We start from the raw sequence: 23,884 nt of genomic DNA, 5'->3' as shown, positions 1-23,884 counted from the left end.
ACCATATTTTTATGAAATGTGAAAAATATTTAATTGAAATTTGGACCACTTTGCTAGTAAAATATAAGTAAGAAAGGTTTTTGACGACCTTTTTTGAGTCATAATTAACTTTAGCATTTTTTTGTTAATTTTACTCGTGTTTTTTTCAGAGTGCTGCAAGAAAAGCTCGTGGCAAAAATTTGCTGAATCCTGGCGTCAGTGTCGCTATGATTGTGAGAATTGTCATTTGTTTTTGACGCTGGGCCTTAGTCGAGCTCCGCAAACTAGGACTTTCCGCCTAGCTAAGACCAGCCTTCAATGCTAAAAGCGCATTAAAGGTTAGTCTTTACTAGTGCTCGAGTCCTCCCAGTTTGCTCCGCTCTGTAATTTGAAAGGAGGTGTTACTTTGCCCATTCCTGTTTTTTTGGAATTAGTTGAGATCAAAGCTAAAACAGCTAGTATCTTGCCTTTTATCTTGGGCGCATGTTATAGTTGGTACAATTTTCATTCAATTCATCCTGGATTGTTAGTTGCCTTTTTCCTTGCCATGTTTATTTTTAACATGTCTGTTGATATTTTAGATAATGTCAATGACTACTACCATGCCGTGGATGAAAAAGATTATAAGCAAAATACTAACATTATTGGCCGAGAACATTTATCATTAAAGTTAGTACTTGGACTTATGATATCGATGATTCTTGTTTCAGTTGTGATTGGTGTAGCAATTGCTTATGTTACCGGATGGCCGGTACTAGTAATGGGAATTCTTTGTTATTTGGTCGGGATCTTTTATTCTTCAGGTCCACGTCCGCTATCCAGTTTGCCTCTAGGTGAGTTATTCTCTGGTCCAACGATGGGATTTATGATTACGTTGCTGTGTGTATACATTAATACATACCAAGATTTTACCTGGAATTGGTCCACTGTTTTGGGAGTGTTGTTGATTGCTTTGCCTGATACTTTGTGGATTTCTAACTTAATGTTAGCCAACAATACCTGCGATTTAGAAGAAGACGAAAAAAATCAGCGATATACACTATCTCATTACCTCGGAAAAGAGAGTTCTGTCAGATTATTTGTTATAATGAATGTTATGGCAGTGCTTTCATTGATCTTGGCCGTTGTGGTCGGCATCGCACCATGGACAGTCTTGTTGTCCTTAGTGGTTTTACCAGTCATTATTAAAAACGTGCGCATGTTTAGCCGCAAACAGGTCAAAAAAGAAACTTTTCTTTGTGCAGTTAAGATTCTTGCGATTGGTGCAGCTGCTCAAGCTTTATCTTATCTAGTCTATATTTTATTTACACTATAAGGAGAGATTTACCATGAAAGAAATCGTAATTTTAGGTGGCGGGTACGCAGGTTTGCGTGCATTGAAGTTTTTGCAAGGCAGTAAGGGTGGTTTCCATGTTACATTGGTAGACCGTAACGACTATCACTATGAAGCAACTGATTTGCATGAAGTTGCTGCAGGTACACAACCAGCAGAAAAAATCTTATTCCCAATCGAAGACGTTGTGGACACAGATGTAACCACATTTGTTCAAGCAACTGTTGAAAAAATTGACCGTGACAAACGTGAAGTTAGTTTGGACAACGGCGAAACACTTTCATACGATTACATCATCATTGGTTTAGGCTTCCGCTCTGAATCATTTGGAATCGCTGGTGTTGACGAAAACTCATTGCCAATGGTTGACGTAAATACAGCACTTGATGTTTATGATCACATCGTTGCTCAATTAGAAGATTACAAACAAACTCATAATCCTGACGACTTGAAGATCGTTGTCTGTGGTGCCGGCTTTACCGGGATCGAATTGTTGGGTGCTTTGAATGATAACCGTGCTCACTTTGCTGAAATCGCTGATGTCGCTCCAGAACGAATCGAAATCTACGTGGTTGAAGCAGTTACTCGCCTATTGCCAATGATGCCAGAAGAATTGGCTGATTATGGGATCGCTAAGCTTGAAAGCTGGGGCATTAAGTTCTTGACTGGTAAACCAATCAAAGAAATCAAGCCTTCAACTGTTGTTTACCAAACAAACGCTGAAACAGGCGAAACTGATGAATTAACAGCTAACACGATCATCTGGACAACAGGTGTTTCTGGCAGCAAAGTTATTGATGCATCAGGCTTCTCAGCACGTCGTGGCCGCATGACAGTTGACAGTGACTTACGTGACCCAGAATACCGGAATGTTTACCTTGTTGGTGACTGTTCAGCAGTGATGGACCCTGAATCAAATCGTCCATACCCAACAACAGCACAAATTTCACTTGTAATGGGTGAATTGGCAGCTAAGAACATTTTGAACCAATTGGCTGGTCGTGAAACTGGTGACTTTACTTATGAATCACAAGGAACTGTTGCTTCAATCGGTAACACACATGCCTTTGGTGTTCTTGGTAATGGTAAGTCAGTTAAAGGCTACGCAGCTTCAGCTTTGAAGAAAGTTATCATGAATAAATCATTGATTGAAACTGGTGGCACAAAGACACTCTTTGCTAAGGGTCGTTTCGACTTATATCACTAGAAAGATTAAAAGAGGGATTGCTTCTAATTATAGGGGCGAGCCCTTTTTTTATACCCTGATTTTGGGAAATGGGAGCAGGCTGGAGTTTGGCGAGCAAGACAGCAGGTCAATTCAGCGGACTGCACGAATGCGGCTGCGCTATTTGTGAGTGGGTGAAGGCAGCTGTTGCACTTGCAGTCGTCGTTTGGCAGAAACAACGATCGCAAATGAGGATGCGACCGCTGTTTGACCGGAACAACGACCGCAATCAGCAACCTGTTCCCATGACTCACAGCCACTAAAGCAAAAGGGAAGAGAATTTTGGCAACTTGTACTATACTTGAGAATTATAGGAACCAACAGCAGCAAAAGGAGGATATTTGTAATGAAAATCATTTGGCACGGACATGCTTTTATTGAGATCCAAACGCAGGGACAGCAAATTTTGATCGACCCGTTTATCGACGGTAATCCATTCACTAAAACGACAGCCGCTGATTACTCGCCGGACTATATTTTGCTGACACATGCTCACCATGATCACGTGGGCAGCACGGCAGAAATTGCTGAGCGCTCTGGGGCTACTATCGTTGCGATTGCTGATTTAGCCACGTATTTTGCCCAACAGGGCTTTCAGACTGAAGGCCCCAATATCGGCGGGACCGTGCATTTGACATTTGGCGACGTCAAATTAACGCCAGCTTGGCACACCTCAGCGACAGAGGTCAACGGCATTAATTTGCCGCTTGGAGTTGCGACAGGAATTGCGCTAAAAATTGAGGACAAACTACTGTATATTTCAGGTGATACCGGTCTGTTTTCAGATATGCAGCTAGTGGCGCGCAAACAACCAGTGGACGTCGCCTTTTTGCCAATTGGCGATCATTTTACGATGGGCAGCGATGATGCAGCCTATGCGGCCTCGTTAGTACACGCTAAGACGGTAGTACCAATTCACTACAATACTTTTCCGGCGATCCAAGCCGATCCGGAAGAATTCCTTAAAATGTTAGCACCCGGTCAAGGGAAGATCCCGGTCGTGGACCAGGCGTGGACTGTGTAACACAGATTTTTGGAACTCGACTTGCAAAAAAATGCGGTGACTGGCGTTTCACTTCCTTTGGGCTTACAATAAGAGAGATACAATTTTGTACGAATCTTTGAGCGACAGACTTTCGTTCTCGATTGTTTTAGAAGTGAAAGGAGGTCAATTATGTCAGAAAAATATACTGCACAGGATTTAATTGATTTAAAAAGTGATACGATGCGAGGATACGCTGCCCAATTTGAGCGGCACTACGCCTCTGGTTTAGCTAAAATTTTAGGTGTTTCTGAACTCCATGCTGCCTTAGCCCAGGATTTTGAAGCAGAATTATTAGAGGAATTACGTGAGGCTCACGGCGAAGCTGGTGTCGCCTTGCAAACGAACGGCAATGTGGCACCATACACTTTGTTGCTATATTTGGGTGAGAACGTCTTGGATGCTTTTTCGCAGGGCAAATATGCCTTTGTGGCCGAATCAGGGCTGGAAAGTATTGTTAAGCAGCTGATTGAACGCGATGACGCGCACAGTGCGCAAGAAAAGGGCATTTTGGAAGAAAACTTGTTGTTAGGATTAGCGACAACTTTTCTATTGACTAGTGTGTATATGACTGAAGATCCAGTCGTTAGCAAATATTTGCAGCAGCCAGCCACACCGCAAGTTGAAAATAACGTTTTGGAATATGCGCCAAATGGCCGAAATATTGTCAAGATCAACACGACCCACGATTTGGATGAAGAAGAACAAAAAAGTTTGCGCTTCATCTTGAAATTACGACCGGAAATTGATGAAACGACGATTGATATTTCGCCTAAGCAGGCCCGTTATGGTGTGTTTGACCTATAAAACTGAGGCTTCCCAGTGATTTTTAAGTTGCTGGGAAGTTTTTTTGGATTAATACTAGCTTAGAAAAATAATAAAAGATGTAGATAATAGCATTTTTAAAAGGGATTTAGCTTGAAATTTACGGCGCACACCACTAGAATATGTAGTGTAATTAAAATCAAAGTGCACTGGTTGATCACTATTAACCATGCCAAACTTGCAGGAGGTTCCATCATGAGTGTTAATCCTAATTTAGCCCAAGATGTTTGGAAAGACGTGGGCGAACATGTCCAATTTACGGTTTTGAGATTAAAGCGAGCAGACCAGCAGGCCGACCGGGAAGCAATCCAAGAATTTGCCGACCGTTACACTGCGATCTTGCGCTCTTTGAAAATCAGAGACGCTGACCCCAAAACGGGCGAATCGTCATTAAAGGCTAGTTTTGGCTTTAGCTATGGCGCTTTTGACTACTTATTTCCAGATGCCCCTAAGCCGCATGAATTAGAAGAATTCACTGGCTTAAAGGGACCAAAATACGAGATGCCTGCGACTGGCGGCGACTTATTCTTCCATTTGCGTGCGAACAACGAAGCAGTCGTTTACGAAGCACAAACGCAATTTATGCGTTTCTTAGGCGATATTGCCGAAGTCGTGGATGAAACAAAGGGTTTCCGTTATTTTGAAGGCCGAGCAATTATTGGCTTTGTTGATGGGACCGAAGCACCACAAATCGAAGACGCTGCTGATTATGCCTTGATTGGTGATGAAGATCCTGATTACATCAACGGTTCTTATGCTTTTGCCCAAAAGTGGCTGCATGACATGGACTTTTGGAACAAAATGAAGACGGAGCACCAAGAAAGAGCAGTTGGTCGTGAAAAGTTTACTGACTTAGAACTGGAAGATGAAGATAAGTTGCCAAACGCCCACAATTTGAGTTCTAATGTGGAGATCGATGGCGAAGAACAAAAAATCGTCCGGATGAATGTTCCGTTCTCTGAACCAGCTTCAGGTAAAACTGGCACGTACTTTATTGGCTATGCCCGCCACTGGGAAGTTACGAAAACGATGTGCCAGCAAATGCTTGACATGTCAGACTTCTTGTTGACGTTCTCGACACTTTTGACGGGACAACTCTTCTTTATTCCATCGCGGCCAACCTTAGAGGCCATCGCTGACGGTGAGCTATAAGCATTATACTTGCATACTTACAAATAATTAGTAAAATAGAAACTAAGAGTTAGTTGAGCAGTGAAACTCAGCCAGAAACTTAAAGATTGACTTTTTAACTGAGTTTTATTGTTCCGTAAGATGAAAGGGGAATTGACGATGGAGTTAACTGTTGAACCACAGGCACAAGAAAAGTTACAAAAATATGTAGATGAAGGTAAGGATCTCTTGTTAGATTTTGACGATGGGGTCGGTGCCTTATCCAATGTCGGAACATGTACTTTAGCTTCAGTTTTTAGAATTATCGCAGTTTCTAAGGGTGCTGAACAAAAGGATTACAATAAGAGTTTAAGCTCTAATATGGGTGACTTTAGATACAAGGGTTACAGTGAAATGTATATGGACCCTAAGATGCGGTTAGTGATCAACCCTACCAACAAAATGTTAAGTCTTCGCGGCAGTAACAGTGGTGAATTAACTGGTATGGTTACGGTCGAGGACCTTTCTACCGAAGCTTAAAAATAATATTGAAGACCGTTCGTCAACACATAGCTAGCAGGCTGGTGGAGACGGGCGGTTTTTGTGTGGGAAAAATGTGAATACGGTCGTTGTTTTGGGGGAACAAGGTTAGCAAATGGGAATGCGGCCGTTGTTTTGGGGAAACAGGGTTAGCAAATGGGAATGCGGCCGTTGTTTTGGGGAAACAGGGTTAGCAAATGGGAATGCGGCCGTTGTTTTGGGGGAATAGGGTTAGCAAATGAGAAAGCTCCCCCAAGTTTGGCAAAACAGGGTTCGCAATCGAAATAGCTCCCCTAAGTTTGACAAAACAGGGTTAGCAATCGAAATAGCTCCCCCAAGTTAGACGAAACAGGGTTAGCAATTGGGAAAGCTCCCCCAAGTTTGACAAAACAGGGTTAGCAATCGAAATAGCTCCCCCAAGTTTGGGAAAACAGGGTTAGCAATCGAGAAAGCTCCCCTAAGTTTGGGAAAACAGGGTTAGCAAATGAGAAAGTTCCCCCAAGTTTGACAAAACAGGGTTCGCAATTGAAATAGCTCCCCCAAGTTTGACAAAACAGGGTTAGCAATCGAGAAAGCTCCCCTAAGTTTGGGAAAACAGGGTTAGCAAATGGAAAAGCTCCCCTAAGATTGGCAAAGTAGGGTTAGCAATGAGGATAGCCGGTTCTGTTTTGCCAGAGTAGGACCATCAATAAGGATAGCCGGTTCTGTTTTGCTAGAGTAGGACCAGCAATTGGGATAGCCGGTTCTATTTTTGCAAAGTACGGCATCAATCAGAAAACACTACTCCATCTTGGCCAAAGTTGTCCCTAAGGAACCATAATTAACAACGGAGTGGCGCCTTTTACGACTTAAAGTGAATTTAATTCATCTTAAACTGAAAAAGTTGAATTTTACTAAACGATAATTAAATAGTATTCTTAATCTAACTTAATTGATGAAGGGAAATTTACGCAAGGAGGAGAAGCAGATGTTACCACAGATCTCACAACGAATCTCACAAGATTCTTCAGCCATGGACGAATTATTAGCACTAAGCAATCAACAACAGGTGATCTCATTTGCCGCGGGTTATCCAGCTAAGGAATTATTCCCACGAGAAGAGTTGGAAAAAGCGTTTGTACATAGATCGCAAGCTAGCGACTTGAATTTGTATCAATACGCCTCAGTCGAAGGGTACGCTCCTTTACGCCAAAAAATTGCCGACTTTGTTCGTCACACAGGTGTCAGCGATGTGACCGTAGACCAATTATTTTTAACGCAGGGTGCCCAACAGGGAATTAGTTTGTTGGCAGATCTATTTTTAGATATTGGCGATGGTGTGGTAGTTGAGGGTCCAAGTTACATTGGAGCCTTGCAGGCCTTTGAAAGCCGGCAGCCGACCTTTTATGAAATGCAGATGCAAAATGATGGTCCTGATTTAGACCAATTAGAAGCTATTGTTAAAAAACACCCAGTTAAGCTCGTGTATACCATTCCGACTTTCCAGAATCCGACAGGGGTTTGCATGTCGTTAGAAAAACGGCAACGTATGGCACAATTAGCCGCTCAATATAATTTCTTAGTGATCGAAGACGATCCTTACCGTGAATTACGTTATTCTGGTGAAAGTTTGCCGCCAATCAAGTCGTTTGATCGCAGCGGTAATGTCGTTTTACTGGGCAGCTTTTCTAAAATTTTATCCCCAGCCTTGCGAGTAGGGTGGATGGTTGCTGACCAGAATATATTAGCGCTAGTGAATGGTTTACGCTCAGCGAGTGATTTCCAGTCATCGAATGTCGTCTTACAAATGATCGATCAGTATCTAGAAGAAAATCAGCTGGCGGAACACATTGCAGAGATCTGTTCCGTTTATAGCAAACGAAATACGGCGATGCAAGAAGCTTTAACCCGTTATTTACCGCAAAATTGTAGTTTTTCTAAACCAGAAGGCGGCTTTTTCATTTGGCTGACCCTACCAGAAAATTTGACAGCCAAGAGCTTATTGACCGCAGATTGTCCAGTATCCTTTATCGAGAGCTCGCAATTATATGAAACTTCAAGACAGGCTAATCAAATGCGCTTGAATTTCACGGGCGTAACTGAAGAAGAAATTGACAAGGGTTGCCGCTTATTGGCTCAGCGAATTAGAAATGCAAGTTCAGAATTATGCCTGAAAGTGGGATAAGCGGAATCTCCTGTTTCACGGAACCCAACTAAATAACCAACAACAAGCAGGGGAAAAATTCCCTTGCTTTTTTTATCACAAATTTTTAGGCTGATTTAAGCCGCAATGATGACTGTCTAACCAATCAAATGTAAGCGGTTAATCAGTTTTAATTGATGGACTTTTGCGATGATGAAATTCATATCATTTAAAAAAATTGCTTTTTTGTGCTAAAGTTTTAGTGAGAGTTGTTACAAAGTTAGGAGGAAAACAGGATGGAAGAACCTATTCTAGCTTTTAAAGATGTTAAAAAGGTTTATCACGGGGGAACCGTTGGTGTAGAAGACGTCAATTTAACCATTAACAAGGGTGAATTTGTCTGTATGATCGGGACTTCCGGGTCGGGGAAAACGACCTTAATGCGGATGGTCAATCGGATGCATGATGCTACTTCTGGGGAGATCTTATTTAATGGTAAGAATATTAAAAAGATCGACCCCGTGGCCTTACGTCGCCAAATTGGGTATGTGATCCAAAACATTGGGCTGATGCCGCATATGACGATTTACGATAACATTACGCTAGTTCCACGGCTGCTGAAATGGTCCGATGAAAAGAAGCGGGCGCAAGCTAAAAAGCTCTGCCAAGAAGTGGAGTTGCCGGAAGAATTTTTGACACGCTATCCTTCCCAATTGTCTGGGGGGCAGCAACAGCGGGTCGGCGTTATTCGGGCTTTGGCCGCTAACCAAGATTTGATTTTGATGGATGAACCATTTGGTGCGCTAGATCCAATTACTCGTGAGTCGCTCCAAGATTTGGTCAGCGATTTGCAGAAACGTTTGAACAAAACGATCATCTTCGTGACCCATGATATTGATGAGGCTTTGCGCTTGGCGACTCAGGTCGTGATTTTAGATAATGGTCATATTGTGCAGCACGGGGCGCCAGAAGAAATTTTGCAGCACCCGGCCAATGATTTTGTGCGTAATTTCTTAGGTGAAGAGCGGCTCAGTCAGGCTCGGGCAGAGTTATCAACAGTTGACCAGATCATGTTGACGGATCCAGTCACGATCACGATGGAACGTTCGATCCCTGAAGCTATCAAATTGATGCGGCAACGGCGGGTCGATACCTTGCTGGTCGTCGATGGTCACGGCTTCTTTAAAGGCTACGTTGATATTGATACGATCACCAGTCATTACAAACGGGCAACGAGTGTCTCTGACTTATTGAGCACGGATATGCCGACGCTGCAAAAAGATACTCTAGTGCGCAAAACTGTGCGGAAGATGTTAAACCGTGACTTCAAGTATTTGCCGGTCGTAGATGATAAGCAAAAATTACTGGGGATCGTGACCCGGACTACCATGGTCGATGTTGTCTATGACACGATCTGGGGCGAAGGTACTGCTGACGAAACAGCCGCAGATCAAGAAGGAGAAACTACCGCACCTGCCGCTGTCCATGAAGGGAAGTGAGCGAAATGTTAGCTTTCTTACATCAATATGGCAGTGAACTGGTGACTAAGACTTGGGAACAGCTCTACATTTCCGCCATTGCCTTATTCTTAGGTGTCTTAGTGGCGGTACCGCTGGGGATCTTGTTGACTCGTTTTCCAAAAACCGCCAAAGTGATCGTTGGGCTTGCCAGCATGTTGCAAACTGTCCCATCGCTCGCTTTACTCGCCTTGATGATCCCCATCTTTGGCATTGGTAAAGTACCGGCGATCGTTGCTTTGTTTATCTACTCGCTCCTGCCGATCTTACGGAATACCTATATCGGGATGAACGAGGTTGACCCCGTGTTAAAAGATAGTGCACAAGGGATGGGCATGACGACTTTCCAGTCGATCTGGCAAGTCGAGTTGCCAATGGCGATGCAAGTTATCATGGCCGGGATCCGGTTGTCAGCCGTCTACGTCGTGGCGTGGGCTACCTTGGCTTCTTACATCGGGGCCGGTGGTTTAGGGGACTTTATCTTTAATGGTTTGAACCTCTATCAGCCGGACTTGATCATTGGCGGGACTATCCCTGTCACGATCTTGGCTTTGATCGTTGATTACCTCTTAGGCAAATTGGAGTATCACTTGACTCCGATTTCACAGCGATAGGAGGGACGCAAAATGTTACAAAATTCATGGAAACACTACAGAAAAATAATGTTGTTGAGTTTGTGTGCGTTACTGGTCTTTGTTGGCGGCTGTTCCTTTCCTGGTTTAAGCGGGACGGGTAAGTCGGACAAGACAGTCCGGATCGCATCGGTAACTTCAACCGAATCGCAAATTATTGCCAATATTATTTCAGAATTGATCACACACGAAACCGACTACAACACTTCACTTGTGAACAACTTAGGGTCCTCGTCAGTGTCACAAGCAGCGCTGCAACGCGATGATGCTGATATTATGGCGACAAGCTATACCGGAACTGATTTGACTGGGACCTTACAATTACCGCCAGAAAAAAATCCGCAAAAAGCAACCCGGATCGTTAACTCGGAACTCAAAAAACGGTACGGTCAAGTTCGCTACCCTACGATGGGTTTTGCTGACACCTATGCTTTTATGGTCACTCAAGAAACCGCGAAAAAATATCATTTGAATAAAGTTTCGGATATGCAGGCACATGCCAAGGAAATGAAGGCCGGAGTCGATAGTTCCTGGATGAACCGCAAAGGCGATGGCTATAAAGAATTTGCCAGTGCGTATGGATTTAATTTTCAGCGGGTCTATCCGATGCAGCTAGGACTAGTTTATAGTGCTGTTGAACAAGGTAAGATGAAAGCAGTCTTAGGCTATTCAACTGACGGACGGATCAAGAGTTATCACCTGAAAGTTTTGGAAGATGACAAACATTTCTTCCCACCATATGATTGTTCGTTAGTCGTGAACGGCAAGTATTTGAAACAACATCCGGATCTGGCAAAATTATTGCACCGTTTAGACGGTAAAATTGATCTGCAGGCCATGCAGACGTTGAACTATCAGGTTGATAACAACTTGCTGGAACCGTCTGTGGCTGCGCGCCAATTTTTGGAGAAGCATAATTACTTTAGAGGAGGGAATTGATGATGAGTGAAATGGGCTTATGGCAACAATTTTGGTACTATATGACGCATAACGGTTCCTATGTCCTCGAACAATTTAGCCGCCACTTTTTAATTGCAATTTACGGCGTCTTATTGGCTGCGGTGGTTGGGATCCCACTGGGAATCTTGATTGCCCGTTATAAAAAGTTGAGCGCAACGACGATCGGAATCGCCAACGTGATTCAAACCATACCATCACTAGCGATGTTGTCGATCTTAATGCTGGCATTGGGCTTGGGTGTGAATACTGTGATCGTGACAGTCTTCTTGTATTCGATCTTACCCATCGTCAAAAACACTTATACTGGGATGAATAATGTCAATCGCGCCGTGATCGATACTGCCCAGGGGATGGGCATGACCAGGATGCAGCAGCTCTTTTTAGTTGAGTTGCCCTTATCTGTTTCAGTGATCATGGCTGGGGTCAGAAATGCCCTGGTTGTTGCAATCGGGAACGTTGCGATTGGGGCCTTTGTCGGTGCCGGCGGTCTCGGTGACATTATTATCCGGGGAACGAATGCGACAGACGGCGGTGCCATTATTTTAGCGGGTGCCTTGCCAACGGCGTTAATGGCCATTATCGCTGACTTACTGTTAGGTTGGGCCGAACGCAAACTCCAGCCGCATGGGATGTAGCACGAGCTTTGACTGCCAGTTAAATAGAACGTGATATTTTTAAAAACATCAACGCCCAATTCCTGAATTTAGAGGGGATTGGGCGTTTTTTAATTTATTAGCTGTGAGCAGCCAGTTCCATGTGTGTAAGCAAATTGTTATTAAAAGATAATCTTTTACGGTATGCTAGTTGTATAAAAGTGGAGCTACATCTATTTGAAAGAAGATGATCAAGTGGCTAAAATTGCCTCTAATTTAGAGATTGCACAAAAACATGTCCAACAATTTATGCGTAAAGATACAATAAAAAAACAAAAAATAACTAAGAATGTAATGATGCAAAGTAGCTGGCTGAATTAAACAAGTATGTAGAAGAACGGAAAAATCCTGAGATGAAGAAACTGGAATATCCGGCTGGTTTGTCACCAGAACAACGAAAACAATATCGGCAGCAGGTTCAACAACAGATTGATGCGTTAAAGAAGCGTGGTTGGTCCGAGGAAAGCTTGCTAAGCTATATCAAGTATCTAAATGCTCATCCGCAAGCTAAGCATAAGCATCTAACTCAAATTTATGCGCAGACTAAAGTTGCTGGCAGCAAAGTTTTTGATGGGATGTGGCAAGCTTGGAAAACAGAAAATAATCCGAAGGCTGCACGAGCTAAAGTAACGCTACTCTTAAATCTGATTCAAGTGATGGGTAAGCTTCCTGAAAGTATGCACCGAGATAAAAAAGAAGTTCAAAAAATGTTAGGCCGGTTTGACAAACATTTAGCCCCAGATGATGATTTCTGGGATAGTTTAGCACAAACTGTTCAAACGGCTTATCCAGAACAGACAACATTAGGCGATGATCAGTTAGGGGAACGAATTCATAATTTCCGCTACGTGATTTCTGCACAGCAAGCCCAATATATTAGGGATAACTATCAGGGAAAGACAGATCAGGAAAAATTAGCCCAGTACTTGGCGGGTAAGACCGAGGGCATAGATTATAGTTTACGAGAATCGGATCGGTTACATCAGAAAAAAGCATCGGAAGGCGCTGGCCCGTATCCTGAAGGGTATGCGGATGGTAATTTTAAAGTAGTAATAGGATTTCATACGGAATTTATTATCAACAGTGAGGGTAGATTTCAAAATGAAATTGACCCCGAGGGTGTGACTAAAAATGGTGTTATTAACGGAGCTAGTTTCAACTATGCTAATCAAAACGATGATAAACATGCTAGGTTGGATGTTAATTATGGGGATAGTGATCCAAAGTGGCGCAAGCAAATTATTGCAGTTAGTAAATACGCTGCACCTTCAAAAGAAAAATATAAGAAAAATTATCAATATGGAATTAAAGGTATATCTTCCAAAGAAAATGCAGATAGACTGAAACAAAAATTTTACAAAGGTATACCACAACGTAGAACATTGCCGTCCTTAGACAACTTTTTAATTACTTGGGGAGTAGGTGGCCGCTATTAAGAAGAGAAAACGAGTAACAATCATGATAATTTTTTTGCTACTCTCTTTGGCATTTTTTGTAGTATATAAAGCAAGGAGTATTCCCAGAATACATTACAATCAAACCTATACCTATAATGTACACAGCGTTAGTCCTGATCCACCTTCATACATTAAAATAATCGACGATACTCACTATATAGCGATTCCTAACTTAGAACTCAAAGATGATTATAATCAAGGATTTAGTATTATCCTTATTCAAGGTAGATATAGGGAGTCCCATAATATTTTCGTTCTAGGAAAGAATATAACCAAAACTAATTTATGGTTTAATAGCTATGACGATTTTAAAGCAGGAAAATACTCTAAGACAAGCAATACTAAGAGGACTATAACTAAAGTTGAATTACCATTTGAAGAAGGTTTGTTAAAAAAAAGAAAGGGGACGTTTTATTATAAAAGTTGGAAAATTAATACGTATCTGAGAAAGAAAAGACCTGTTTTAATGAAACTTAAAAAGTCTAAGATCAATCTTCCCACCACCGAAGCAGAATTTATTCAACGCTACCACAAAAAGCAAGCACATCAACAAGAATAATTTTGTGTAATAATTTAGAGAGTTGGTGATCAATATCAAAAAAAGAAAGTGGATCGTTTTGACACTAACTTTCTTGGGATTATTGGTAGCTGTTGGTAGCTTTTTAGTTTGGAAGGCAAATGGTGTTTCAAAAATTGACTACAACCAAACGTACACTTATAAGGCAAAGAAAATAAATACAGGGCCGCCATCATATTTTAGAATAGTGGATAGTTCACATTATGTTGCCATCCCACAATTAAATCTTGAAGATGATTATAATCAAGGTTTTGAAATTGATTTTATTTAGGGCAACTACACTCGATCGAAAAATACTATTATTCTTGGAAAAAATGTTACTAGAACCCGTCTATGGTTTAATAGATACGAATATTTTGAAGATGGGGTGTATTCAAAAAAGAAGGTTAAAATTCCTTTAGCTAAGACTATGGTGCCTTTTGAAGAAGGACAACTAATTAAAAAACATGGCCTTTATTATTATAAAAGTAAAAGGCTAAATACGTACGATTCTATTAAAAAAAGTATGTTTCTATCCGTCTGAAACCAGCAAAAATCAATCTTCCAACTACTGAAAAAGAATTTATTCAGCGCTACCATAAAAAGCAAGGTCAGCAACAAGAATGACTTTATGAGATCAAAGAGTAAGGTTTAATAACTTGGGGAGTAGGTGGCCGCTATTAAGAAGAGAAAACGAGTAACGATCATGATAACTTTTTTTGCTAGCACTAGTGGCTATGGTAGGCTTTATATCTTGGAAGCAAAATAGTGTTACAGAAATTAATTATAATCAAACCTATACTTTTAATGCTAAACGTACTACGGGAGCTCCGCCATCATATATTGTGTTTCTGGATGAAAGTCATTATTTGGCAATTCCAGAATTAAATTTAGAAAATGATTGCAATCAGGCATTCGGGGTTGACTTTATTCAAGGAACATACCGTAAGCGTGAAGATGTTTATAAATTTGAAAAAAAAGGAAAAGTAACTAATTTATGGTTTGATAATTATGAGAACTTTGAAGCAGGTAAATACACGATACAACGCGGTAAAATAAACGCTGAAAATAAATATCTAACTTTTGCGAGTGGTACCATTAGCAAAGAACGTCTGTCCTTTGTTTATAAACATATAATTAGAATTTATAATTCTGGTAAAACAGATCGTTATAAAAGGAATAATTTCAAATTGAAAAGAACTAAATTTAACATTCCAACTACTGAAAAAGAATTTATTCAACGTTATCATAAAAAGCAAGGGCACCAACAAGAATGACTTTATGAGATCAAAGGGTAAGATTTAATAACTTGGGGAAGTAGGTGGTCGTGATCAAAAAAAGAAAGTGGCTTGTTTTGATAATAACTTTCTTGGGATTATTGGTAGCTGTTGGTAGCTTTTTAGTTTGGAAGGCAAATGATGTTTCAAAAATTGACTACAACCAAACGTACACTTATAAGGCAAAGAAAATAAATACAGGGCCGCCATCGTATCTTAGAGTAGTGGATAGTTCACATTATGTTGCTATACCGCGGTTAAATCTTGATGATGATTACAACCAAGCTTTTGGAGTTGAATTTGTTCAGGGTAGATATACTTACTCAAAAGGTGTTCTTGTTCTGGGCAAGCATATTACTAGTACTCGCTTGTGGTTTGATAACTATCAAGCGTTTGAGAAGGGCATGTATTCAAAAGAGAAGGTTAAAATTCCTTTAACTAGAGCAATGGCACCCTTTGAAGAAGGCGAACTGATTAAAAAGCATGGTCTTTATTACTATAAAAGTAAAAGGTTAAATACGTACGATTCAATTAAGAAAAAGTATGTTTCTATCCGTCTGAAACCAGCAAAAATCAATCTTCCAACCACTAAGAAAGAATTTATTCAACGTTATCATAAAAAGCAAGGGCACCAACAAGAATAATTTTGTGTAATAATTTAGAGAGTTGGTGATCAATATCAAAAAGAGAAAATGGCTCGTTTTGACAATAACTTTCTTGGGATTATTGGTAGCTGTAGGTAGCTTTTTACTTTGGCAAGCAAATGGTGTTACAAAAATTAACTACAACCAGACCTACACTTATGAAAACAAAAGAATTTCTCCAGACCCACCATCATATTTTAGAATAGTAGATGGTTCACATTATGTTACCATTCCGCAATTAAATCTTGAAGATGATTACAATCAGGGTTTTAAAATTGATTTTATTCAGGGTAGCTATACTCGCTCACAAGGTGTTCTTATTCTAGGAAAAAATATTACTAGAACCCGATTGTGGTTTGATAACTACCAAGCGTTTGAGAAGGGCATGTATTCAAAAAAGAATGCTAAAATTCCTTTAAATCAGGCTACGTCACCATTTGAAGAAGGTCAGATGTTTAAAAAACATGGCCTTTATTACTATAAAAGCAAACGGCTGGATACGTACTTGTCGATTAAGAAAAAATATGTTTCTATTCGTCTGAAACCAGCAAAAATAAACATTCCAACTACCGAAAAGGAATTTATTCAACGCTACCATAAAAAGCAGTCACACCAACAAGAATAGTAGTAGAAGCAGACTAAATCAGTTTGAATTGTTGAACCAATACTTGCTGCTGGAAATAGTCGTGGGAAAGAATAAATTAATTGTCACCCTCCACCCAGTGTCTAGCCGGGCTTGGAGGGTGTTTGCTGACTGAACGTTTCACTCCGCCCTGTGTTATAATGTTGGCAAAGATTGCAACAAAAATACTGATGAATAGGTGAGGTCTTTTTCATGAATTTATTGTTTGCGGTCAACGACGGTTTTGTTGACCAAATGTTAACAGTGGTTTATTCTATTTTGCAAAATTCTCAGCCTGACTGGGTGCGAGTTTATGTGATCCAAGAACAACCCTTAGAACAAACGGAAAAAATTGAACAATTTTGTCAAAACAAGCAAGTCGAATATGTCCCCCTGGTTGTCACTGGTAATGAGTTTGCCGACGCGAAAGTTACTGGCCGGTATCCGCAAACAATTTATTACCGCTTGTTGGCGCATAAGTACTTGCCGGAAACGTTGGACAAGATTTTGTACCTCGATGCAGATCTATTATGCATCAATGACATCACACCACTTTATGAGACCAACCTTGACGGGTATTTGTATGCCGCTTGCAGCCATAGCGGTTTGACCAACGTGACGGATGTGGTCAATAAAGTCCGTTTAGGCAATGAAGAGGCCGACGCTTATTATAATTCCGGTGTTTTATTGATGAATTTAACTGAAATTCGACGCAGGGTCGACCCGAAAGATATTTTCGCGTTCATCGAAAACAATAAGTTTAACCTCTTGTTGCCGGACCAAGATATTTTGAACGGTTTATATGGACACGAAATTTTGGCGCTGCCAGACGAGCTGTGGAACTTTGATGCCCGTAAAAACCACCTCTATGAAGCGCGGAGTATGGGTGAATGGGATTTGAACTGGATCATTAGCCATACGGGAATCTTACATTTCTGTGGGCGTGACAAACCGTGGAAAACAGGCTACTTTGGCCGATATGCTGCCTTATACCGCCACTATGCACACCAGGCTTTGAAATTCTGGGAAGAACCAGTTGTTGAAGCTGCGAGTCTAAGTGAAGAAGGACAGTCCTAATGGACGAACAATTAACTAGCGCGAACTATTTGGCGAGTTTAACTGCTGCCCTGACTGAATACCAGGATTTTCCACAGATCACGGCTAAAATCCAGGCGGTCAAAGAAACAGTCTTGGCTTATCAACACCGCCAGCTTCCAGCTCAACCGTTGCCGCCGTTGGAATTTCCCGTCGATTTGACCTTTGATCTACTGGAAAGTCACCCAGATATTTTGACGGTCGAAAGCCGCTTGAATGACTTACGAGAATGTGTGATCGAAAACTTTGGAGTCTGGCATCTCTTTTCTCAGCCGTGGGTAGAAGACCTCGCGACGTATTTAGGTGACCGGCCAACAGTTCAATTGATGGCAGGCAATGGCTTATTGGCTAGTCAAATTCAAACAGTGCATGCGACGGATAATCTGGATTGGCAGGGACAAGATATTACCCAGCCGCAGCCATGGACTACTATTGAACAGTTAGATGCCTTAGCGGCAGTCAAAAAGTACTATCAAACAACTGCCGTCTTTATTTTAGAATGGTCTCCCGATGGGGTAGAGCTCGATGCAGAAATTTTGCAGTTTCTACGGGACCAGCAGTGGTCCGGCGAATTTTTGGTGATTGGTGAAGCAAATGGTGCTACGAATTCAGCCCGCTTTTGGCACATGGCTGATTATCAAGTAATCCCCGTCCTAAATCGCCAGCACCAACAATTTGATTTTATCAATGATCAAGTTTTTATCGTTCACTAACAGAAAGCTGACCCAAAATCGGGGTGAGCTTTTTTTCTACAGCAAGTTGATTTAAAAGAGCCAAACTGCTTGTTTAAAAAAAGCCTGGCTGAAAATTAAGAAAGCGTTTGAATTGAATTTAAAGAATTCTTTAGGTACGATGGAAGTAGAATTTGGTACAATTAACTATAAATAATAGCTTGCAAAATAATAATATTATAAGCACACTAAAAACGTTCGGTGTTAGTGCAGGATCGTTGAATTAGTACAAAGGTTAAGAACCGGTGAACTGCTGGAAGTTCGATGCTTTCTTAAATAGGCAGTTTACGGAGAAAAAAGCTATTATGCATGCAGCGATGGTTTGATCAAGCACACACGCGGACATGAAATATGAGGAGAAAAAAACATGAAAATTTTAGTAGTTGATGATGATAAGGATATCGTTGAGTTGTTAAGTATTTACATTCAAAATGAAGGTTACGAAGTTGAAAAAGCCTATAACGGCAAGGAAGCCTTGACTAAATTAAATACCAACCCCAACATTGATCTCATGATCTTGGATATTATGATGCCGCAAGTCGATGGTCTGGAAGTTGTCAAGGAAGTCCGGCGCGACTCACAGATCCCGATCTTAATGTTATCGGCTAAGACAGATGATATCGATAAGATCCACGGCCTAATTCAAGGTGCAGATGATTATGTGACTAAGCCATTTAATCCCTTGGAAGTTATGGCACGGGTCAAGTCATTGTTACGCCGTTCCCAGCATCAGGTCCAAAATGAAGAACCTGACCAATTAGAGGTCGGACCATTGATCATCAAAAAAGATTCGCATGAGGTGTTGACTGTCGATGGCAGCTCAGTTTCACTGACTGCACTCGAGTTTGGCATCCTGTACTTGTTGGCTAGTCACCCGAACCGCGTCTTTTCTGCGGATGAGATCTTTGAACGGGTCTGGAAACAAGAATCAGTGGTCTCAGCTAAAACGGTAATGGTTCATGTGAGCCATTTGCGGGATAAAATTGAAGAAGCAACCGGCGGTGAAAAAGTTGTGCAAACTGTCTGGGGCGTGGGCTACAAGGTTGAAACCCACTAGAATTGTACTAGGAGAGTGACAACATTTGAAATTTCAGTTAACTGGTCGGGAAAAAAGTGAACTTTTTGGTGAGGGGATCGTCACAGTGATCCTCTTACTATTATTAAATATGTCCATTTTTCTGATCATGGATCAATTGATCGATACTAACCCTGGCATCGAAAATGGAATCTTTCAAATTAAAATGTCACTCTCATTTGGACCACAACATCTCCAATTATGGAGTTGGGGCTGGGTCTTTACTGTTTTAATGTTGTTGGCGGACGCTTTTGTGTTGTACTGGCGCTTGATCCGTCGTTACCGCCAAATGCAGTTACGGCACGTCATCGTAGAACTGCACTACATTGCTTCTGGTCACTTCGACCACCGGATTCCCTTTACTTTAACGGGACAAATGCAGCGGGTCGTTGAAAGTGTCAATGCCTTAGTGGAAAGTACGATCAATTCGCTGGAAGAAGAACGGGCGATCGAACGCTCAAAAGATGAACTGATCACGAACGTCAGTCATGACATTCGGACACCGTTGACTTCGATCATCGGTTATTTAGGCTTGATCGAAGACAAACAGTATCAAAGCGAAGCTGACCTGTTAAAGTACACGCACACGGCCTTTTTAAAGTCGAAGCAAATGAAATCGTTAGTTGATGATTTATTTGAATATACCAAGGTCCGGCAAACAGATGCCAAACTGCAGACGGTTCAAATTGATCTAAACGCGATGTTAGAACAACTGGGTGCCAGCTTTGAGTTGGAAGCATCTAAAAAAGGGATGCAGATCCAAGTAGATGTTGGAGCAGAGCCATTAATGTTTGACGCTGACCCGGAAAAGCTGGCGCGCGTTTTCAATAATTTAGTGTCCAACGCCTTGAAATACGGCCAGGGCGGTAAGCATATCTATTTATCGTCGACACAGCTGTCTAACCGTGAAGTCCAAGTCGTGATCGCGAACGACGGCGAACCAATTCCGCAGAGTTCACTGACGCAGATTTTTGAACGTTTCTACCGGGTGGAAAGGTCACGGTCCAAAGAAACTGGGGGAACTGGCTTAGGTTTGGCGATTGCTTTAGGGATCGTGGAGCTCCACCATGGCTATATTTATGCCACGTCAGATGAAAAGCTGACCCAATTTATTATGCATTTTCCGTTAAAACACAGTGAAACGTTAAAGATCCCAGAAAAGTTAGCGCGACAAATGAAACGAGCAACGCAGGCGGCTGACCAAGAAGCCAAATAGGCACGGTCCGCCCGTTTTTTTGGCAGATCAAGTGTTAAGGTGGTTAGTGCGGCCAAAAATTGCGCCAAATTGGTGCGAAAAAATGACGAAGTCCATGGCAGAAAGACGTGGATCTGCTTGCAATTGCAAGGGCTTTGTGCCAAAGTTAATAAGGATCAATTTTCTTAAAAATAAAGTATGCGAGAGGGACCATTGAAATCATGAAAATTTTTAGTCAAGTTAAGAAAAGTTTAGTGGGGTTGTTGGCGGGAACAGCGCTGTTTGTTGGGGGTGCAGCTGCATTGCAGACACCAACGCAGGCGAGTGCGGCCACCATCAATGATTTGAAAACGAATGATGTTAATTTAGATGTTAAAGCAGCGATTGCGATCGATGCCAAAACTGGCCAGGTATTGTATGCCAAAAACGCCAGTGCGGTACGCCCAACGGCTTCAATGAGCAAAATGATGACCATTTATTTGGTATTGAAAGCCATTGATGAAAATAAGTTGAGCTGGAATCAAAAAATTACTCCATCTGAAGGTGCAGTTAAGGTCAGTCAAAACACTAACTATTCTAATGTGCCGTTAAAAACTGATCATGAATACACGGTCAAATCTTTGTATCAAGCGATGGTCATTTATTCAGCGAATGGGGCAGCGATGGCCTTGGGTGACCAAATTGGGGGCACACAAACCAAGTTTGTCGACCTAATGCGGGCACAAGCCAAGAAAATGGGCATCAAGGATGCTGAGTTTTATACCGCCAATGGTTTAGATAACGGTGATGTTGGTCAGGATCGCTATCCTGGTGCTCCTAATTCAGCGACAAATAAAATGTCAGCTGCTGATGTCGCAATTTTATCCCAACGTTTGTTAAAAGATTACCCAGAAGTTTTGGACACGACCAGCGTGAAAGAAGCTAAGTTTGACAATGGCGACACTAAAACTGACATGCCAAACTGGAACTGGATGTTAAAGGGCTTAACCAAAGCTTACACTGCTTTACCAGTTGACGGACTGAAAACTGGGACTTCTGATGCAGCCGGTGCGAACTTCGCCGCCACTGTCCATAAAGACGGGCACCGTTTGATCACAGTTGTGATGGGTGCACGTCATGACAGCGACCAGGATACTTCTCGTTTTGAACAGACACAAAAATTAATGTCATATGTTTACAATAACTATAACTACACTCCAGTCAAAACTGGGTTGAACTTCAAGAAGAATTCTGAATTACCAGTCTTCCATGGTAAGAAACAGACAGTCGCTACTCAGACGGCTGGAACCACTAATTTATGGTTAGAAAAGGGCATCGAAGCGGATGCGATTACTGGCAAGGTCAGTGGTAACAAGAAACTTTACAAGAAGTCCGGCTTACAGGCTCCAATCAAAAAAGGCCAAAAAGTGGGGACTTACCGCTTGATGATCAAAGGTCAGGACAATACCTTCGTTGATGGCAGCCAAGGCTTTGAGGTTCCGGCCGTTGCTAGTCAAGCAGATAAGAAAGCCAACATTTTTGTGATTGGCTGGCGTGCCTTTAAGGGTTTATTCTAATTTAAATAGAACATAAATAACTGTCGACTTTCATCAGCTGGAAGCCGGCAGTTTTTTTGCGTCTTTTGTTAGTTGCTGGTGGTGGAGTGAAATTTGCTGGAATTTTGGGAGTAAGGGGAAAGCCGGTCCAAGTTTGGGAAAGTAGGACCATGAATTGAGATAGCCGGTCCAAGATTGGGAAAGTAGGGCCATGAATTGAGATAGCCGGTCCAAGTTTGGGAAAGTAGGACCATGAATCGAGAAAGCCGGTCCAAGATTGGGAAAGTAGGACCATGAATCGGGATAGCTGGTCCTGTTTTGGAAAAGTAGGACCATGAATCGAGAAAGCTGGTCCAAGTTTGACAAAGTACGGCCAGCAAATGAAATACTCGACTCAGTTTTTGCAAAGCTGATGTGAGCGTTCCAGGTTATCAAACTAATTTGATGAGGTTTTCAGGACTAATTACAAGATTAAAAATGAAAGCGCATGCTATAATGAAAACAATAAAATAGCTTTGAATAACCAACGTATCAGTCGTGATTTTCCCCAACTGTTTCCTTAAAATGAAAGGGTGGAAGAAGATGCATCATAAAAAATTATTCGCTTTTTTGTTGACGGCGTTGAGTGTTTTTTTGTTGGTTGGATGTGGTGGACAAAAGAAAGCTAAAGAGAATCCTGCGGCGCCTAAAAATGGGACGGCTGTGAAAGTTCTCAAAGGTGAGTACATTATTTCTGACAACAAGGACGAACCAAGCAGCGGTAAAGGGTACTTGGCGTTGAAATTGCGCTTGAAAAACAATGGTTCGCCTGTGCGTTTGTCCAGTATTTCTAACTTTAAATTGAAGTCTAAATCAGATGATGAGCTAAATCCAGTGTCGATCTATGGGACTGGCGATGAGTTTTCTACTATTAGTTCAATGGAATTAGATGAAGATGATGACTCAACGGGCTATGTCCTCTTTTTAGTGGATAAGAAGAGCAAGTATACATTAGAAGTTAAACCGACCTCAAAGAAAGCTAAAGAGGTTCCTAAGTCGAAAGTTAAAATTGATGCCAGCAAGTATAAGGACAATACAAGCCAAGCGAAAGACGCAGTCAGTGCTTATGTTGATAGTGTTTTTTTGAATCAGTCTGACAAAGACGATCAATATGAAAAACTATTAACGAATGAATTACTGACCGAAAAGAATTCTTACCGCCGGACAATGCGCTCCTATCTTGAAAATACTGTTTTCCACAGCCCAATCGTGGATAAAGCTGCTAACAAGATGATGGACCAGTTCCAGACTGCAAATGCAGAACAAGCATCAGTCAGCTATCAAATTAAAGAAGCCACACCAACTGCAGCGACAGTCGAAGTCACACCGACCGTGATGGATCTGTCAAATGTCAGCAATGTGATCTCACAGACCTCAAGTAATTTGCTGAAATCAGACAAACTCCCAGAAGGGACGACCTATACCCAGGTGCAGCGAGCCGCTAAAGAAATGGTCGTTGCTAAATTTGCGGATGTTTTAAAGCAAATTCCAGCCAGAGAACGAACCTCAGCTGAGATCCGCCTTGTGAAAAATGGTAAGAAATGGCGGATCAGCACGAGTGACTATGGTTTCAAATCTGTACGAGATAAATTTATGGGGCAGGCTTATTAGACATGTGGTTTTAAGTCAAGCGAAGGTGATAAATAAATTTTAAAAACTTTCTAGAAAAGACTTGATTTTTGGCGCACTTTAACAAGCCCCAAAGTTTCAATTTTTTAAA

24 protein-coding genes are annotated in these 23,884 nt (G+C 41.6%); all 24 read left to right on the top strand.

Annotation, left to right across the window (positions count from 1 at the left end):
* Nucleotides 1-385: 385 nt before the first annotated feature.
* Complete coding sequence (locus LPAF129_RS06975) at nucleotides 386-1,294, top strand: prenyltransferase (RefSeq protein ID WP_244055458.1); 909 nt, start codon at nucleotides 386-388, stop codon at nucleotides 1,292-1,294.
* 13 nt (nucleotides 1,295-1,307) lie between these two features.
* On the top strand, nucleotides 1,308-2,519 hold the full coding sequence (locus LPAF129_RS06970; protein ID WP_244055457.1) for an NAD(P)/FAD-dependent oxidoreductase: 1,212 nt from the start codon (nucleotides 1,308-1,310) through the stop codon (nucleotides 2,517-2,519).
* A 364-nt stretch (nucleotides 2,520-2,883) separates the two neighbouring features.
* Nucleotides 2,884-3,561, top strand: a complete 678-nt coding sequence (locus LPAF129_RS06965) for a metal-dependent hydrolase (RefSeq protein WP_244055456.1) — start codon at nucleotides 2,884-2,886, stop codon at nucleotides 3,559-3,561.
* Nucleotides 3,562-3,711: 150 nt separating this feature from the next.
* The gene (locus LPAF129_RS06960; RefSeq protein WP_244055455.1) at nucleotides 3,712-4,386 is read left to right on the top strand and encodes a hypothetical protein; all 675 of its coding nucleotides are present in this window, start codon (nucleotides 3,712-3,714) and stop codon (nucleotides 4,384-4,386) included.
* A 213-nt stretch (nucleotides 4,387-4,599) separates the two neighbouring features.
* Nucleotides 4,600-5,556 carry a Dyp-type peroxidase gene (locus LPAF129_RS06955; RefSeq protein WP_244055454.1) on the top strand — a complete coding sequence of 319 codons (957 nt, stop codon included), beginning with the start codon at nucleotides 4,600-4,602 and terminating at the stop codon, nucleotides 5,554-5,556.
* Between the two features lie 138 nt (nucleotides 5,557-5,694).
* The gene (locus LPAF129_RS06950) at nucleotides 5,695-6,054 is read left to right on the top strand and encodes an iron-sulfur cluster biosynthesis family protein (RefSeq protein ID WP_244055453.1); all 360 of its coding nucleotides are present in this window, start codon (nucleotides 5,695-5,697) and stop codon (nucleotides 6,052-6,054) included.
* A gap of 967 nt (nucleotides 6,055-7,021) precedes the next feature.
* Entirely contained in the window at nucleotides 7,022-8,218 is a 1,197-nt protein-coding gene (locus tag LPAF129_RS06945; RefSeq protein ID WP_244055452.1) for an aminotransferase-like domain-containing protein, read from the top strand.
* Nucleotides 8,219-8,472: 254 nt separating this feature from the next.
* Nucleotides 8,473-9,675, top strand: coding sequence for a betaine/proline/choline family ABC transporter ATP-binding protein (locus LPAF129_RS06940; protein WP_309296504.1), 1,203 nt, complete (start codon nucleotides 8,473-8,475; stop codon nucleotides 9,673-9,675).
* A 5-nt stretch (nucleotides 9,676-9,680) separates the two neighbouring features.
* A complete protein-coding gene (locus tag LPAF129_RS06935; RefSeq protein WP_244055451.1) occupies nucleotides 9,681-10,307 on the top strand; it encodes an ABC transporter permease in 627 nt (208 codons plus the stop codon).
* Between the two features lie 12 nt (nucleotides 10,308-10,319).
* Complete coding sequence (locus tag LPAF129_RS06930) at nucleotides 10,320-11,264, top strand: osmoprotectant ABC transporter substrate-binding protein (protein WP_244055450.1); 945 nt, start codon at nucleotides 10,320-10,322, stop codon at nucleotides 11,262-11,264.
* A gap of 2 nt (nucleotides 11,265-11,266) precedes the next feature.
* Entirely contained in the window at nucleotides 11,267-11,920 is a 654-nt protein-coding gene (locus LPAF129_RS06925) for an ABC transporter permease (protein ID WP_244055502.1), read from the top strand.
* A 195-nt stretch (nucleotides 11,921-12,115) separates the two neighbouring features.
* Nucleotides 12,116-12,259 (top strand): hypothetical protein, encoded by a 144-nt coding sequence (locus tag LPAF129_RS06920; RefSeq protein ID WP_244055449.1) that lies wholly within the window; start codon nucleotides 12,116-12,118, stop codon nucleotides 12,257-12,259.
* A gap of 32 nt (nucleotides 12,260-12,291) precedes the next feature.
* The gene (locus LPAF129_RS06915) at nucleotides 12,292-13,374 is read left to right on the top strand and encodes a DUF3114 domain-containing protein (protein WP_244055448.1); all 1,083 of its coding nucleotides are present in this window, start codon (nucleotides 12,292-12,294) and stop codon (nucleotides 13,372-13,374) included.
* A 46-nt stretch (nucleotides 13,375-13,420) separates the two neighbouring features.
* Complete coding sequence (locus LPAF129_RS06910; protein WP_244055447.1) at nucleotides 13,421-13,954, top strand: hypothetical protein; 534 nt, start codon at nucleotides 13,421-13,423, stop codon at nucleotides 13,952-13,954.
* 25 nt (nucleotides 13,955-13,979) lie between these two features.
* Nucleotides 13,980-14,243, top strand: a complete 264-nt coding sequence (locus LPAF129_RS06905; RefSeq protein WP_244055446.1) for a YveK family protein — start codon at nucleotides 13,980-13,982, stop codon at nucleotides 14,241-14,243.
* Between the two features lie 439 nt (nucleotides 14,244-14,682).
* On the top strand, nucleotides 14,683-15,228 hold the full coding sequence (locus LPAF129_RS06900) for a hypothetical protein (RefSeq protein ID WP_244055445.1): 546 nt from the start codon (nucleotides 14,683-14,685) through the stop codon (nucleotides 15,226-15,228).
* 50 nt (nucleotides 15,229-15,278) lie between these two features.
* Nucleotides 15,279-15,872 carry a YveK family protein gene (locus LPAF129_RS06895; RefSeq protein ID WP_244055444.1) on the top strand — a complete coding sequence of 198 codons (594 nt, stop codon included), beginning with the start codon at nucleotides 15,279-15,281 and terminating at the stop codon, nucleotides 15,870-15,872.
* 25 nt (nucleotides 15,873-15,897) lie between these two features.
* Complete coding sequence (locus LPAF129_RS06890) at nucleotides 15,898-16,497, top strand: YveK family protein (RefSeq protein ID WP_244055443.1); 600 nt, start codon at nucleotides 15,898-15,900, stop codon at nucleotides 16,495-16,497.
* 210 nt (nucleotides 16,498-16,707) lie between these two features.
* Nucleotides 16,708-17,571: a glycosyltransferase family 8 protein gene (locus tag LPAF129_RS06885; RefSeq protein WP_244055442.1), complete on the top strand. Its 864-nt coding sequence runs from the start codon at nucleotides 16,708-16,710 to the stop codon at nucleotides 17,569-17,571.
* On the top strand, nucleotides 17,571-18,302 hold the full coding sequence (locus LPAF129_RS06880; protein ID WP_244055441.1) for an SAM-dependent methyltransferase: 732 nt from the start codon (nucleotides 17,571-17,573) through the stop codon (nucleotides 18,300-18,302). The genes LPAF129_RS06885 and LPAF129_RS06880 overlap by 1 nt, the downstream gene beginning before the upstream one ends.
* 385 nt (nucleotides 18,303-18,687) lie before the next feature.
* Nucleotides 18,688-19,377, top strand: coding sequence for a response regulator transcription factor CroR (gene croR / locus LPAF129_RS06875; RefSeq protein WP_244055440.1), 690 nt, complete (start codon nucleotides 18,688-18,690; stop codon nucleotides 19,375-19,377).
* A gap of 25 nt (nucleotides 19,378-19,402) precedes the next feature.
* Nucleotides 19,403-20,611: a sensor histidine kinase gene (locus tag LPAF129_RS06870; protein ID WP_244055439.1), complete on the top strand. Its 1,209-nt coding sequence runs from the start codon at nucleotides 19,403-19,405 to the stop codon at nucleotides 20,609-20,611.
* Between the two features lie 200 nt (nucleotides 20,612-20,811).
* Nucleotides 20,812-22,146 (top strand): serine hydrolase, encoded by a 1,335-nt coding sequence (locus LPAF129_RS06865; RefSeq protein WP_244055438.1) that lies wholly within the window; start codon nucleotides 20,812-20,814, stop codon nucleotides 22,144-22,146.
* A 561-nt stretch (nucleotides 22,147-22,707) separates the two neighbouring features.
* Nucleotides 22,708-23,775, top strand: coding sequence for a DUF5105 domain-containing protein (locus LPAF129_RS06860; protein WP_244055437.1), 1,068 nt, complete (start codon nucleotides 22,708-22,710; stop codon nucleotides 23,773-23,775).
* The last annotated feature ends 109 nt before the right edge of the window (nucleotides 23,776-23,884 follow it).

Source organism: Ligilactobacillus pabuli (assembly GCF_022836475.1).
Lineage (GTDB): Bacteria > Bacillota > Bacilli > Lactobacillales > Lactobacillaceae > Ligilactobacillus > Ligilactobacillus pabuli.
Note: the sequence above shows the minus strand (reverse complement) of the source record. Positions and strands in the feature narration are given on the sequence as shown.